Origin of the sequence: Nocardia sp. NPDC004568, from assembly GCF_040609955.1 — a bacterium.
Classification (GTDB): domain Bacteria; phylum Actinomycetota; class Actinomycetes; order Mycobacteriales; family Mycobacteriaceae; genus Nocardia.
Window position 1 is genome coordinate 1 of sequence record NZ_JBEXLL010000114.1, and the last position, 13,877, is coordinate 13,877.

Sequence of the window (13,877 nt, forward strand, 5' to 3'; positions counted from 1 at the left end):
GTCCTGCCATGGTTCCAGTGTCCCTTCCGGCCCTGATCAGAGCCACTCAGGACTCTAATACCGGGCGGACGCATTCACTGGGGGCACTCCAGTCCGGTCTCCAAAACCCGTGCGACCACGACACCGTGCAGACGGAAGTCCGCCAGGTCGTCCAGGCGGATTTCGATGCTGCGATGGCTGTGTTGGCCGCGCGCAGCCAAGTCATCTTGCACCCAACGACGGAGTTCGTCGGGGGTGGCGAAGGCGTGCTGTATCGGCTGCTGATTGATGGGCTTGTCGAGTCCTTCACCCAGCCTTCGGAACTGGTCGACGATGGTGTCCATCGAGTGCTCGCCAGCCCGGAAATTATCGAGCCGATCCTCGAGCCGGATCAACTGCATCGTCCGGCCTCGCTCGTGGCCGGTGACGACGTTGTGGCCCTGGCGTAACACCCACACCCGATGTCCATGGACGGCGACAAGATCGCGCAACACACCATCCGTACGCCACAAGCAACTGAACTCAGCGTTGTATCTCGGATTGTTGTAGTATTTGACGATCTTGTTCGACAGCTTCGTACGGACATGATCAAGTTCCTTGTGCGGGAAGTTGGAGTCACTCGCCTGTGGGTGCTCGGATATACGGGCGCGTGCCGCATGGAGTCTGTCAATCGCCCCCCTTGCCCTCCATTCTGGGGCCGCCGTAGGCGGCTTGTGCTCCCTTTTCCGGTGACGCCGACTCCAGCGCTCGCCTCGTCGGCATCGGTGGCTGTCCGCACTGCGGACCTACAATGGCCCGCGCCGGCGGAGGACGGACGCGCCCATAATCCTCCGACGTCCTTCATGTCCTTCGCCAACCTGGTGCGGAGGGCTTGCCACGCCCTACTGAGACTTCCTCCGGTCACAGCACGACCCGATCGCTCCACTGGCCGCCCGGTCCACGGTGGGGCCGAGCCCGATTACCTGCGCCTGCCTAACCTTACGAGCTGATCCGCGGTAGTGCGTTGAGGGACAGGCTCATTGGTGTCGGTGGGTGGCGGCACGATATCTGGTTGATGAAGACCGTGATCGATCGTGCCGCCCTGTGTGATCCTGCCTTGACCGGGATCAGCAGACAACACCTGGGAGATCTCGTGATCGAACTGGCCAGAGCATGGACCGATCAACACCAAGCCCGGTTACGTGACCGCAGAGGCCGAGAGCGCGAACGCCGAGCCGGAGCGGGCCGCAAGCATGAACTCGTCTACCACGATCGGGTCCTGACCACCCTGATCTACCTGCGTTTGGACCTGCCCCAACGAGTGTTGGCGGTGTTGTTCGGGGTACGGCAATCCATCATCGCCCGCGCGATCGGGGAGATCCGGCCACTGCTCGCACGGCGCGGGTTCGCCGTGCCCGACCGCCCAGGAATCCGGCTACGCACGCTGGCCGATGTACTCGCCTACGCCGCCGCCGAAGGGGTCACCCTGCGGTTGGATGCCACCGAAACCCAGGTCAGGCGGCCCGCCGCCGGTAAACCCGGCCGCAAGGCGTTCGTCTCGGGCAAGAAACGCCTCAACACGATCAAGACCACCGTGATCAGCGACCGGAAAGGCCGCACCCTGTGGACCGGAGCATCGCGGCCCGGCCGTCAACACGATCCGACCGCGGTCACCACCGAGGGCATCGACGCTCTGCTCGAGCACTACCCGCGAGCGCGGGTGCTGGTCGACGCCGGGTACCGCGGCCTGCGTAAACGACACAAACGCCACGTCATCGCCCCACCGCCTGGATCTCCCGGGCAAGACAACGACATTCGCGCCCGTGCCCGCACCCGACAAGTCCTCGGCCCCGATACCGGTCGAGAACGCAATCGGCCGCCACAAGCAGTGGCGCGGACTACGCCGCTGGACCCACCACCGCCACACCCTCGCCCAGAGCTACGCCGCGGTCGCCACCCTGGTCTCCGACCCTGACCAACTCGGCCACCAGGGGCGCCCGCACGGTTCTCCCCGACTTGCCGGCGGCCTCGCCCGCCCTACCCGAGATCGAGCCGGGTTGCAGGGATGGGTGTAGGTGATTCGCCTCATTCCGGGCGCCATTCCGGTCCGCTCAGGGGCCGACCGGGGTTTCAACTTCGCGAACACCCCGCCTTTCGTCATCGAGCTGGAGCTGATCAATCGCCACCGAGTGTGAGGCGGCTGCCCATATTGAGCTTGACCTCGCCATAGGGCAGGACGTGTTCCCAGAACAGTGGGGTCACCCCGCGTCTGTCAGCGGCGGTGACGAGTACCTCGGCGGTGTCGTGGTCATCGATGAGGTCTTGGATCATCAGGGTGTTGACATAGACCAGCGACGCCTGGACAATTCGCAGGCACTGCACGCTCAGCTCCTGCTCGTCGACCCGGTTGGATGACAGTTCGCCGGTCTTGCCGTAGTAGATGACGGCATTGGCGCGGTTCCACGACTCGATGACGTTGAGCCCTTCCTCGATCTCCCGTTGAAGTTCTCGGCTGCGCAGGTAGCGGCATAGAAAGATCGTCTTCTGGGCGCGGCCCAGCTCGATCATCGCCTGATAGGTCGGGTGGGCGGCGTTGGCCTTCATGAACCTGCGCAGGATCGCCTCGGTCGAGGCGGTGCCTGTGCGGATCGCGGTCGCGTACTTCACCATCTGGTCGTACTGCTGCGCGATCAGCTCCCACCGGATCGTCCTGGTCAACGCCGGTTTCAACCCCGGCCACAGGTCCGCCTCCCCAGTCGCGGGCCGGTACAGCCTGCACTTGTTGATCCGCTTGATCCGGGGCAGCAGGTCGAAGCCCAGCAATTTCGTTATGCCGAAACCGATCTCGGACTGGCCATGGGAGTCCACATAGTTGGACTCGACCTTCATCTCGGTGCCGTGGCGCACCGCGCCCTCGACTATCGCGTGAACCTCGCTGGCGGAGCAGTTGATCCGCTGGGAGTGGATCACCACCGAGCCCTTCTCCACGCTCCAGTAGATCAGTACGCCGCGCCCGCCGTAGCGGGAGTGCCACTCGGTGAAGATGTTCTGGTCCCACGACCGGAAATGCGTCGAGTCGCTGGCCACGGCCGTGGAGCCCTCGCCCCACACGCTCGCGCGCCGGACCCGGAACGTAGCGTTGGCGATCTCGATCGCGATCTGGTGCGCTGCCTCCGGCGTCAGGTACCGGCGGCGCACGTAGCGGATGTCCTCCTCGCTGTGGCCGTGGTCGCCACCGGCGACCGACCTGATGCCGGTGTTGGTCCCATAGGCATACAGGCCCAGCAGAAGCCGCTCGGCGAGCACGTCTTCGGCCATGACGCCCCGGTCCGCGACCGCGGTCACCGACCTCAGACACCCGGTACGCAGCACGGTCTCCTTGACGATGTCGATCAACGGCACCTGCCCCCACCTGGTGCGGATCGCCCTCTTCATCTTCCGCAGGTTCGTCGGCTCGGCCTGCTTCGGCACCGGCGTCAGCTTGATCGCCCCGGACTTGCGCTCCTTGACCTCCAACCAGTCACACTTGGGCAGCGCGATGTGCAGGGCATCGAGCTCGGCGCGCATCTCGGCCTGCATCACCGCGATGAACTCCGACCCGTCCAACGGTTTGCGCAGCGTCTCGTAGTGCTCGACGCGGCGCTCCTCGAAGTCGGCGGGAAGATCCTCCGCCGGGTTGCGCCAGCGGTCCGCGCCGACCACCCAGATCTCCTTGCACCGCAACTGGTCCCGCAGCGCCTGGAACGTGCAGACCTCGTACACCATGCGCACCACGCGGGTCTTGCGGTGCTTGTCGGTCTGATACACCAGTTCGCGCCAGTCCGCGCTGACACCGCGATGGGCCGGCACGGTCTCCTCGGCCGGGTAGTAGCGCAGGGCGCCCGAGGCGTGGCAGGCGATCAGCTCCAGCGCGTCGAGCACCGGCCGGTGGGCGGTGTTGTTGGAGCAGAACTCCAGTACGCTGAGCAGCTTGATCAGCCCGGTCCGGTAGTGGTTGGTGTAGGAGCCGCGCAGCGTCGCCTTCACCGTCCGCTGATACGTCGGTCCCGAGGTCTTGAACTCGGCCACCAGGTCGCGCAACACCTGCTGCGGAGCGACCGGGAACACGGTGTCGCGCACCAGCTTGTCCCCGGCGTCCACCGTGGCCTCGGCGACGCGGAACAGAAGGTTCTCCTTGCCGGTGACCCGCTTGAACTCCTTGATCAGCTGGTTGGTCACCCGGATCTCGGCGCGTGCGTTGATGCGATGCACCGTGGAGATCAACAACTCGACAAGTGTGTCGGTCAACTCCCGAACTCGGCAGTGCAGCAGCGCCGCCAACAGCGTCACTACAACCTCCGAGGAGTGGCGGCGCAGGTGGCTCGGCGATTCCACCGACGCCCGGCCGCGCCAGGCCGCGACGATCTTCGGCGAGATGTCGGCGAACAGGTCGCCGGGCAGCCCGATCGCCCGAACCGCTTCGAGCTTGGCGATCTCGGCCAGCATCGTGTTCAAGCTGACCGCGCCCGGATCGGAGCGGATCGAGGCGAACACCGCCGACCCGTCCCCGCTGTCGTCCTCGGCGATCAACGCCAACATCCGGTCGACGACCTCGGGCGTCATCCGGGAACCGACCCGCTCGAACAGCACTTCCTCGCCGAGACTCAACGCCGAACGGACGATCCGATCTACTCGGCCGCCGGTGGGCGGCTCGATCTTCTCCACCCGGCATCGCGCCAACAAGTGGTCGCGAACCGCGTCCGCGCCCCGCTGCGCCTGGGTGATGTTGTCGACCAGCCACCTGGTCAGCGCGTCGGCGTCGGCGACGCTGCACTCCCGAAACCCCAACGACTCCCGGATCTGGGTTCGGTGAGCCTTGCTCGTGCGGCCGGTGAAGTCGTAGAACGCGATCTCGGTCCCCTCGACTCCGATCTGGCGGGCCATGTACTCGACCGCGTCGTCGTGGATCTCCGAGCGCCCGCGCGGAAACCGGCCCTTCTCGGTGTAGAAGCGAAGCATCAGCGCAAACCCGATTTTCGCCGGCCCGCGCTTGGTCGCAACCAACCCCGGTTCATCGCCTACCAGCGTCCACCGGTCGATCAGCTCATCTTGGTCGAGCTCCCTCGTCACGGGCGAAAGCTACACCGCGCCAACCCCCGGCAACCGCGTTTTCGGAAGCTTCATGTACCTGGTGACATGACCGTTAACGGCACCCCTATTTGGTTGTTCGCAATGCCTCGGTGAAGAGTCGGAACTGCGTGGGGCTTCCGGGGTTGAGCAGGAGGTCCACGCCAACCGGTGTGAGATCCGGTAACGCACTGCCCACCACTCGATGCCAGCGGTCGGCGACGATTCGTCGTTTGTGCACCGCAGCGGTGACGACGGCGAGGCAGGGTGTGCCGTCGGGAGCCGGACCCACCACGGGCTGATCGCGCTCGTCGCAGGCCACTTCCACCATCGCGTCGCGGAGTGTGGGGGCGATCTGGGCTCCGATATCGTCCCCGTCGATCGCCAATCGCACCACGGCGTCGACGGGATCGGTCGGTACCGAATCCTCGGCCGGGATGTACTGCGGATTCGGTTCGAAGGGGCCACGCTCGCCGTGCGAGTCGAAGTACCATCCCCCGACAATGGCCTCGGGTGGTGGTTCGCTGTCCGGTGCTGCCGACTGCTGCCAGATCGGATCGAGCAGAAACAGCCAACGTTCCCGGAGATCGGCATTCGGTGTCGGGTCAGTCACGATTATCAGCCTTCCGGGCTGTAGCAGCCGTCGAAAACACGACGCCAGTAGCGGTTTTTCGGCGACATCTGTTCCTTCGATGACAAGTCGAATCGGTGTAGTAGCGACGAAACCGGACCGGAAACCCCGACACGCCCCACAGGGCTCATCCTCGCACCGAACGGTTCGGCGACTTCGAGGTGGTGGCCCCATTGTGGTTGTGCCGCTGCCCCGGCGATCCGGCGGTGGGGTCCCTCGCTTTCAGTCCGAGGATGCCGGCTCACGGGGCGCCGGGTGGGTCGACCACGGGCTGCGGACCATTCCCTTTTCGCTGTTCACCTCCAGGAAGAAGCCCATCCCTGTTTCACGGTTCACCTCCCGGAAGACGTCCATCCCCTTTTCACGGTTCACCTCCACGAAGACACCCACCCCATTGAGCATGTTGGGCCGATCATTAGAGGGGGGCACGTGGGCAACCTCGGCGGCGGACGTGTGGACGTCGAATGGGACTCCGGCGGCATGCAGGACTGCTGCCGAGTCTTGTCCAGCCGGACCGGAGCCTGTCCAACACGCCACGTCGATGTCTTTACCCGTGGCGAAGCGCGACAGCACCTGCCTGTAGTAGTCGTCCGCAAGGTTGATCTCACCGTATGTGGCTCCGTTGACGGCCACCATCGCCGGTTTGACTACATCGGCCCCCGGCGTCTTCCTGAGTTTTATTGCATACCCGGAACCATCGGTGAGACCATGGGCCATTCTGAACACCAGTCCCTGCTCTGGCGGCCCGCCCGCCCAGTCCGCCTTCATCCAACCGAGAAGTGCACGGTCCAGCGGTGCGTCTTTGTCCGCCACGTAGCAGAACTCTCTTGTCAGTGCGAGCCCGTCACGTGTCCAGACGATGGGCTCCTCGACGTCCTCCGAGGTCGTGGGATAGTGCACTCCCACCGGTTTTCGGTCGGGATCCAAAATGGGGTAACTGACGATTTCGTCGGACGTGAAATCGAATGGCTGGCCCGTTTCATAATCGGTGCCCCGAAAGACAGTTCCGCGAGCGAGGGGAGCGACCCGACGCGCTGGCACGGCATCTCCTGCCGTGGAATGCTCATCGAACGGGTGCTTACTCGCCCTTTGGGCCTCGACCAGGGAATCGATACCGTGACGTACCGCGTTGCCATTGTGGTTTCCAGTCAGGACCGGGGAGGCTCGCCGGGTCAGTAGATCGACCAATCTGTCAGCACCGGCCTGCATGGCCCGCGCCGCTGTGTGTCCGGCAGTCACGACTGCTGTCCTCTTTTACCTCGCACAGTGCTGGGGCGAAGGTAACATGATCAGCCTCAATTTTTCGTGAGTGGGGCGCCGAGCCACCCGATCGGGTTGGGTTGCTGTCTTCGCTGGTCACTGCCGGGTTCCACGAGCCGGAATCCCGACACGCCCCCGAGGCCTCATCCTCACCGAAATGGCTTCGACGTGATGGCCCCATTGTGGTTGTGCCGGCCCTCCCGGCGATCCGGCGGTTGGATTCTTCTGTTTTCAGTCCGAGGATGTCGGCTCGCGGGCCGCCGAATGGACCGACCACGGATTTCTGATCATCAGGCTTTCTTTGTCCACCTCTACTCGGGCGCCAATCCCGTCGAGTACGTTGGGCGCATCGAGGGGGCCTATGTTTATGACCTCGGCCGCGGAAGCGTGGACGTCGAATGGGACGCCAGCGGCACGCAGGGATGTCGCTGCTCCTTGCGCGGCCGGGCCGGCATCCGCGAAGCAGGCCATATCGACATCTTTGCCCGTGGCGAAGCGCGATACCGCCTGTCGGTAGTATTCGTCGGCAGCGTTGATCTGACCGTATGTCTCCCCGTCGACGGCCACGGTCGTCTTCTCGCCGGCATCGGCCCCCGGTGTCTTCCTGGTGATTTTTATCGTATATCCGGAACCATCGGGGTGCCCGTGCGCCTTTCTGAACACCAGTCCCTGCTCCGGTGTCATGGCCCCCCAGGACGCTGGTGCCGTGCCGAAGGGTGGTTGCCCCAGCGGTGCATCCTTTTCCACCACATAGTAGGACTCTCTCGTGTGTTCGAGCCCTTCACGCGTCCAGACGAGGGGCTCCTCGATGTCCTGCGGGTCCGAGGGATAGTGCACTCCCACGGGTTCTCGATCGGCATCCAAGATTGGGTACCTGACGATTTGGTCGGACGTGAAATCGTGTGATTCTCCCGTGGCGTACTCGGTGCCACGGAAAACGGTTTCGTGGGAGGCAGGTGAATCGACCCGACGCGCTGCCTCGGCATCTCCTACCGTGACGCGCCCATCGAACGGGTGTGTATTCACCCTGTCGGCCTCTACCAGGGGATCGACGGCGCGCCGCACCGCGTCGCCATTGTGATCGCGGGCGAGAACCGGGCATGCTTGCCGGGACAGCAACTCGACCAATCTGTCGGCACCGCCCAGCATGACCTGTACCGCTTCCTTCCCGGCAAACAAGTCCTCGCACCCCTTTCACCTCGCGCGGTGGTGGTAAATCAAGGATATAAGCTTCGCCGTATGCGAGTAATCTGCCAACGCCCCTGAATCCCAGACAAGCACAGCATCGGTCCGCTCCCCGCCCAGCCACCTACTGTCAAACCCGGGGCTCGTCACACCGTCGCAATCAACAGCTCCACCAGCGTGTCCGTCAGCTCCCGCGCACGGACAATGCAGCAATGCCGCCAGCAGCGTCAACACGACCTGCGGGGCGTGCCGAGCGCAGGTGGCTCGGTGACTCCACCGACACACGGCCGCGCCGGGCACCGCGACGATCTTCGGTGAGACGTCGGCGAACACGTTCTCGGGCAGCCCGACCGCCCGTACCGCTTCCAGCTTCGCGATCTCCGACAGCATCGTGTTCAAACTGACCGTGCTCGGATCCGAGCGGATCGCGGCGAACACCACTGAACCACCTTCTTCGGCCTCCGTGTCGCCGATCAACACGATCATCCGATCGGCCAACTCGCCGGTCAGCCGGGAACTGACCGCTCGACAGCAGCTCGTCACCGACACTCAACGCCGAGCGCACGATCCAGTCCACCCGGCCACCGGTCGGCGGCTCGATCTTCTCCTCACGGCATCGGGCCAGCACATGGTCGCGGACCGCACCTCAGAGCCTGGTGACAAAGGGTTAAGCGTGGCCAAGGCCGGCCCGTAGACGGCTGGCCCGATCTTTCGGATGTGCCCTTGATGCGACCACTGCGACAGCCGGACCCGGAAACTGTTGACGTTGTCGACACCGAGGATCATCGCCAGCTCGGTGCCTTTCCACGCCCGCCATGGCTGCGCGCCGATCAACTCGACTACCTTGCCTCGCATATCGGGACTGGTCAGCTCCGGCAACGGTGGCGGGTCCCCCCACCTGCGGGCCGGTGGCTCACCAGCCAGTTCCCGCGCCAATCGTCGCGTCATGTGATGGACTGTGGCCCACCAGATCAACGCCTCGTGATGGGCAGGATGTGAGGTTCGTAAACCCTGACCAGGCGCCGGTAGCGGGTCAGCCACGCGAAGGACCGCTCGACCACCCACCTGCGTGGCAGGACCACGAACCAGCGGTGTCGTCGGACCGCTTCACGATCGACACCGTCAGCGCCAGCACCGATTCCGCCCACACCACCAGGCGTCCGGTGTAGACGGCTCGGTAAACGGGGTTCCAGTAGTTTCGGCGCAAAAACAACACATACGGCTTGACCGGCGAGAACCCCGAACAAGTCGTTCAAATCGGCGAAGTGATCACCGTGAAGATCCTGGACATCAACCGTGAACACCGGCGGATAACCCCTGTCGCACAAGCAGGCTCTCGCAGCTGGCTCAGGGGAGCACCGATTCGCCTGACGATGAGCACCACCCGCTTCGTCGCGAACTCGGCGATCTGCGGGCGTGGCTGGGCGAGAAGGAGTGGGGAATTCCTGCCGAAGATCAGGAAAGACCCCCGGTGGTAGGTCGACGCCGTGATCAGCGGGCACCGACGGGCGCGAACAGTACTCGCGGTTCCAGGTCGAGCCGGGTGGCGGGAGCTTGTTCGGGTGGGGTCAGGTTGAGGATGAGGTCACCAATGCGGCGGATGGTGTGCTGGATGTAGGGGGTGATCGTGGCCAGATCGTCCCGGTCGATCGGGTAGCCCTCCGCGGCCAGCTGGTTGGCGATGTCGGTGATGTCCAGGGCGGTGGAGTAGATCGCACAGTTGGCGATCAGTTCGTTGAATTTCACCACCCGTTCCTGGTGGTTGGGGTCGTTGTGGCCGATGAGCGCACCGCCGATCATTAGCCAGTCGGCGAACCCGTGGAACGCCTCGGCCTTGTTGGTGACCGCGGTGATCTGCTCGCGCAGGCTCGGTTCGGACAGGTACCGCAGCAACGTGATCGTGCGGATCACCCGCCCCATCTCACGAAACGCCCGGTAGAAGGGCGCCCCGGTCCGACCCAACCCGGTACCCCAACACTCAGGGGTCGACTCCGGAAACTATGCGCGATAGCAGATCCGGGAGCTCATAGCCTGTTTCGCTGTGGCTCGGCCGACGGTGTTGGGCTGTTTCCATGTCGCGGCGATCGGCGCAGGCGGCTACGGCAGATGCTTTCCCGAACCGTTCCGGCATGGACACGGCGTTGCGCCAGGATGGCCCACAGCGCACTCCCGCGCCGGATTTCTGGCGTATGCGCTCCTCCCCCCGTATCACGCGCGAAAACTACACCGCGCCAACCACCTTCGACCGGGTTCGGGAGCGTTCGCTTACCGGGTGACACGGTCGTTGACGGCACCCCATGAAGTCGAGCTGGAAATCAACCAGCCCGGCTGCCCAATATTTCTTCGGCGCAGCGTGTTCGAGAGAGTTGCTCGGCATTGACAGTGTCGCCGCTCCTTGCTGTACTCGGTTCCAGATCGGAGCAGGACCCGCTGGTTCCTGGGCAGGATCTGTCACCGACGAGCATGGAGGGGGTGATTGAGAATGACGAAGCTGATCGTAGCCGCGGCCGGCCGGTTGCTGCGCACGGACAAGGGCCGCATGGGCGGCCGATGGCAATGGATATAGGCCAGAACCGTAACGTGTCCGGCGGCCCGCTCGCGGCCGCCGGACACGTTGTTCCGTAACGGAGGACAGATGCCGGCGACACTACGCAACCGACTGGCCTACGAGCGTGACCGCATCGGATTCTTGCGTGAGTGTCAGCGAGAACACGGTGACGTGTTCAGGTTCAGCGACGCGGCAACCGTGGTCCTGGATCCGGAACTGATCCACGAACTCTTCGTCGGGACCAACAACGAGTTCGGGATCGAAGGACGTCTGCTCGGTGGTGCGCAGAGCCGTATCGACACCACGGCCAGGATGGCGGTGCGTCAAGGCGCCCGGCGCGCCCTGTCGCGCAGCGCTTTCGGTGCCTACGAGCCCCGGATGGTCGAACTGCTCCGGCAGACCCTCGCCGAGACCGAGGGCCGCGAGGTAGACGTGCGGCAGGTGATGAAGAGGTTCACAGGTCGCAGCATGACCGACTACTGTCTCGGCGCCCGGGATGCGGACCTGACCGACGCACTCGCCGAGGCGGTCGCGGTGTCCGAGGTGTTCATGAACAGTTCGTTCACTCTGCCCCCCTGGGTGCCGACACCGAGGGTGCGGCGGCTACACCGGGCGAACGCGCGGCTGCGGAGGATACTCGCCGCCCGGATAGCGGCTCGCCGCAAGGAGCCGCCCCGAAATGAAGCAGTCGATCTGCTCGACGTACTGCTGATCGGTGATCTGGATCCGCAGGAGGCCACCGCAGTGGTCGAAGCGACGCTGCGGGCCTCCTACGGTCAGCCGGGCGTCACACTCACCTGGGCCGTCCTGACCCTCGCCCACCGGCCGGACCTCGCCCACCGCCTGGCTACCGAGTCCGACGCCTACGCCGAGGCCTTCGTCAAGGAACTGCTGCGCATGTACCCGCCGACCTGGCTGATGGGTCGCGAAGTATGGGAGCCCACCACCGTGGGCGGGGTCGAGGTAGGACCCGGGGAGCAGGTGATGTTCTGCACCTACCTCGTGCACCGGGATCCACGCTGGTGGAACGAGCCGGACACCTTCGATCCCGAACGATGGCTGACCAAGGCGCCACCACACCCACGGTATGCGTATTTTCCCTTCGGTGCCGGGCCGCGGATATGTCTGGGCAACCACGTCGGTCTACGACAGCTCACCCTCGCCGTGCAAACACTGGCCCGCGAATACGACATCACGGTGGTCAACCCGTCGGCACCCATGATCGCGCACGCCCTGCTCGTACCACACGGTCTGCGTGCCCGACTCCTTGCCCGCACCCCGGAAAATCGGATTGAACCCGGATTCACGACGCCCGGACAGTGCTACACAGCAACTCGCGGCATCGAGCCGGACCTTTCGAAGCGCTGACCAGCAGCGCGGACCATTGCCCCTTTCGCTCGTATCCCGGCGGGGCCCCCGCACGGGTCGTCTTGACGCTCTCCGCTGTGATGAGATATGACCGCGCTTGCCCGGTCTGCGTCGGACACACGGGCCTCCCAGTCGTCGCCGCATGACGCGTGTGCAGTCAGCGATATCCCGCGACATCGGCGGGTTTCCCTGCGTCTTGGACTTCGACCATGTACCTCCAGGCGTCGGGTCGCGAGCCGTCCACGTCGGAGAAGCCGTAGACCTTCGCGAGCTCGCCGCTGGAGGTCGAGGAACCGTTCCATCGAGCACGGTCGGGGTCTGTGGCAAGAGCCGCCACGGCGCGGCCGACGAACCTGGGCGTCTCCGAGATCGCGAAATGCGGCTCCTCGGCCAGCGCATCGCGCCAGGAGTCCTCGCGGACGCCGAAGTGGTCGAGCATCATCTCCGACCGCATCCAGCCGGGCGTGAGCGCGACCGATGTCGCGTCATGCTTGGCGAGGTCCTGCGCGTGCACCCACCCCATTCGGTTCGCCGCAACTTTTGCGAGATCGTAGAAGGGTGAGATCCGATAGTTGCTCGCGTTGTATTCGGTGGTGCCGTCCGTGAGCTCGACATGAAGACCGCCGGGGCGCTCGATGAGCAGCGGGAGAGCATAGTGGGCGGTGATCAGATGCGTGTCGATCGCCAGCCGCAGGATTCGCAGTCCCTTCCCCAGGTCGTGCTCCCACACCGGTTTACCCCACTCGGTGAGGTGTTCGCCGCCCCATATGTCGTTGACGAGCACGTCGAGGCCGCCCTGCTCGCTGCGGATGCGATCGACCAGGCGCTCCACCTGCGACGGGACGAGGTGGTCGACGGCGACCGCGATTCCCACACCGCCTGCGGCCGTCACGAGTTCGGCGGTCTCCTCGATGGTTTCGGGCCGGCGATACTCCGATGGCTGTTCCCGGGTGGTGCGGCCGGTCGCATAGACCGTTGCGCCCGCGGCTCCGAGCTCGATCGCGATTCCGCGTCCCGCGCCGCGGGTCGCGCCCGCGACGAGGGCGACCTTGCCTGCGAGCGGCAACTTCTCTGCTGACATCGTCTGCTCCTCTAATTTATAAATGATCGTTCGTTTATATTAGGGCTATGGCCCGTACGAAATCCAAAACGGATGCTCAGGTGCTCGACGACGGACTCGCCCTGGCAATGCGGTCCGGGCTTCCCGCCATCACCTTCGCCGCACTCGCGCAGCGGTGCGGTCTGTCCCCGGCGACGCTGGTGCAACGTTTCTCCACCAAAGACGAACTGAAGCGGCGGATCCTGCTCCATGCCTGGGACCGGCTCGATGAGGCGACTGCCGAACTCGACACAACCGTCCCGCGCACGCCCGAGGGGGCGATCGAACTGCTGATCGAGCTCTCGGCGCAGTACGAGGATCGCGAGGCATACCCGCACGGCCTCCTGCTGCTCCGCGAAGACGTCCTCGACCCGCATCTGCGCCGACGCGGCGTGGCATGGGAGGCCGGGCTCGTGGCCGCTCTCGGCTCTCGCCTCGGAACCGGCGAGGAGGGCGGGGCCGTCCTCGCGGCCTACTGGCAAGGCGTGATCTGCTGGTGGGCGTTCCACGACGATGAACCGTTGGTCGAGCACCTCGCAAGAAAGCTGGGCATCCTGCTCGATCTCGTCCGCGCCGGCTCGCTCGGTGGATGCACCTCTTCCGCAGCAACGTGACGACCCGGGGGTCGACTGGCAGGCTCTCGTAATCAACTGTCGCGAGTTCGAGGTGACCAGCCGGACGGTTTCCGGGTTCGTGGGCCGGAGGCGTAGCGGGTCCAGTCA

Annotated in this window: 12 protein-coding genes and 1 pseudogene; 5 read left to right on the plus strand and 8 right to left on the minus strand. The window is 64.9% G+C overall.

All coding sequences use genetic code 11. The features are described 5' to 3' along the window. Positions 1-125: 125 nt before the first annotated feature. Together ABZV91_RS30470 and ABZV91_RS30475 are read left to right on the plus strand one after the other, a co-directional pair. Positions 126-428, plus strand: coding sequence for a hypothetical protein (locus ABZV91_RS30470; protein ID WP_355249194.1), 303 nt, complete (start codon positions 126-128; stop codon positions 426-428). 605 nt (positions 429-1,033) lie between these two features. Next, positions 1,034-1,933: a transposase family protein gene (locus ABZV91_RS30475; RefSeq protein ID WP_355249204.1), complete on the plus strand. Its 900-nt coding sequence runs from the start codon at positions 1,034-1,036 to the stop codon at positions 1,931-1,933. A gap of 200 nt (positions 1,934-2,133) precedes the next feature. Here ABZV91_RS30475 and ABZV91_RS30480 read toward each other — a convergent pair whose 3' ends face one another. From ABZV91_RS30480 to ABZV91_RS30505, 6 genes and pseudogenes are all read right to left on the minus strand, one after another. Continuing rightward, a complete protein-coding gene (locus ABZV91_RS30480; protein WP_355249195.1) occupies positions 2,134-5,067 on the minus strand; it encodes a Tn3 family transposase in 2,934 nt (977 codons plus the stop codon). Positions 5,068-5,152: 85 nt separating this feature from the next. Further along, on the minus strand, positions 5,153-5,677 hold the full coding sequence (locus ABZV91_RS30485; RefSeq protein WP_355249196.1) for a type VII secretion system-associated protein: 525 nt from the start codon (positions 5,675-5,677) through the stop codon (positions 5,153-5,155). 240 nt (positions 5,678-5,917) lie between these two features. Continuing rightward, complete coding sequence (locus tag ABZV91_RS30490; protein ID WP_355249197.1) at positions 5,918-6,934, minus strand: hypothetical protein; 1,017 nt, start codon at positions 6,932-6,934, stop codon at positions 5,918-5,920. Positions 6,935-7,186: 252 nt separating this feature from the next. Then, positions 7,187-8,104, minus strand: a complete 918-nt coding sequence (locus ABZV91_RS30495) for a hypothetical protein (protein ID WP_355249198.1) — start codon at positions 8,102-8,104, stop codon at positions 7,187-7,189. A 45-nt stretch (positions 8,105-8,149) separates the two neighbouring features. Beyond that, the gene (locus ABZV91_RS30500) at positions 8,150-8,626 is read right to left on the minus strand and encodes a hypothetical protein (protein WP_355249199.1); all 477 of its coding nucleotides are present in this window, start codon (positions 8,624-8,626) and stop codon (positions 8,150-8,152) included. Between the two features lie 485 nt (positions 8,627-9,111). After that, a pseudogene (locus tag ABZV91_RS30505) lies at positions 9,112-9,231 on the minus strand (IS5/IS1182 family transposase); the annotation flags it as partial. A 132-nt stretch (positions 9,232-9,363) separates the two neighbouring features. On the opposite strand from ABZV91_RS30505, the gene ABZV91_RS30510 reads away from it, so the two are divergent. After that, positions 9,364-9,618 carry a hypothetical protein gene (locus ABZV91_RS30510; RefSeq protein ID WP_355249205.1) on the plus strand — a complete coding sequence of 85 codons (255 nt, stop codon included), beginning with the start codon at positions 9,364-9,366 and terminating at the stop codon, positions 9,616-9,618. Between the two features lie 13 nt (positions 9,619-9,631). Here the strand turns inward: ABZV91_RS30510 and ABZV91_RS30515 are convergent, their stop codons facing one another. Next, positions 9,632-10,102 carry a Tn3 family transposase gene (locus tag ABZV91_RS30515; protein WP_355249200.1) on the minus strand — a complete coding sequence of 157 codons (471 nt, stop codon included), beginning with the start codon at positions 10,100-10,102 and terminating at the stop codon, positions 9,632-9,634. A gap of 673 nt (positions 10,103-10,775) precedes the next feature. Between ABZV91_RS30515 and ABZV91_RS30520 the strand changes: the two genes are divergently transcribed. Beyond that, positions 10,776-12,056 carry a cytochrome P450 gene (locus tag ABZV91_RS30520; protein ID WP_355249201.1) on the plus strand — a complete coding sequence of 427 codons (1,281 nt, stop codon included), beginning with the start codon at positions 10,776-10,778 and terminating at the stop codon, positions 12,054-12,056. 157 nt (positions 12,057-12,213) lie between these two features. Here ABZV91_RS30520 and ABZV91_RS30525 read toward each other — a convergent pair whose 3' ends face one another. Further along, positions 12,214-13,137, minus strand: a complete 924-nt coding sequence (locus ABZV91_RS30525) for an SDR family oxidoreductase (RefSeq protein ID WP_355249202.1) — start codon at positions 13,135-13,137, stop codon at positions 12,214-12,216. A gap of 47 nt (positions 13,138-13,184) precedes the next feature. Here ABZV91_RS30525 and ABZV91_RS30530 point away from each other — a divergent pair, with 47 nt between their 5' ends. Further along, positions 13,185-13,769, plus strand: coding sequence for a TetR family transcriptional regulator (locus ABZV91_RS30530; protein ID WP_355249203.1), 585 nt, complete (start codon positions 13,185-13,187; stop codon positions 13,767-13,769). The last annotated feature ends 108 nt before the right edge of the window (positions 13,770-13,877 follow it).

Bases quoted from the DNA above. Each gene is read 5' to 3' on its own strand.
- ABZV91_RS30525 (WP_355249202.1), bottom strand. From the start codon at position 13,137: ATGTCAGCAGAGAAGTTGCCGCTCGCAGGCAAGGTCGCCCTCGTCGCG.
- ABZV91_RS30500 (WP_355249199.1), bottom strand. From the start codon at position 8,626: ATGATCGTGTTGATCGGCGACACGGAGGCCGAAGAAGGTGGTTCAGTG.
- ABZV91_RS30520 (WP_355249201.1), top strand. From the start codon at position 10,776: ATGCCGGCGACACTACGCAACCGACTGGCCTACGAGCGTGACCGCATC.
- ABZV91_RS30475 (WP_355249204.1), top strand. From the start codon at position 1,034: ATGAAGACCGTGATCGATCGTGCCGCCCTGTGTGATCCTGCCTTGACC.
- ABZV91_RS30530 (WP_355249203.1), top strand. From the start codon at position 13,185: ATGGCCCGTACGAAATCCAAAACGGATGCTCAGGTGCTCGACGACGGA.
- ABZV91_RS30495 (WP_355249198.1), bottom strand. From the start codon at position 8,104: ATGCTGGGCGGTGCCGACAGATTGGTCGAGTTGCTGTCCCGGCAAGCA.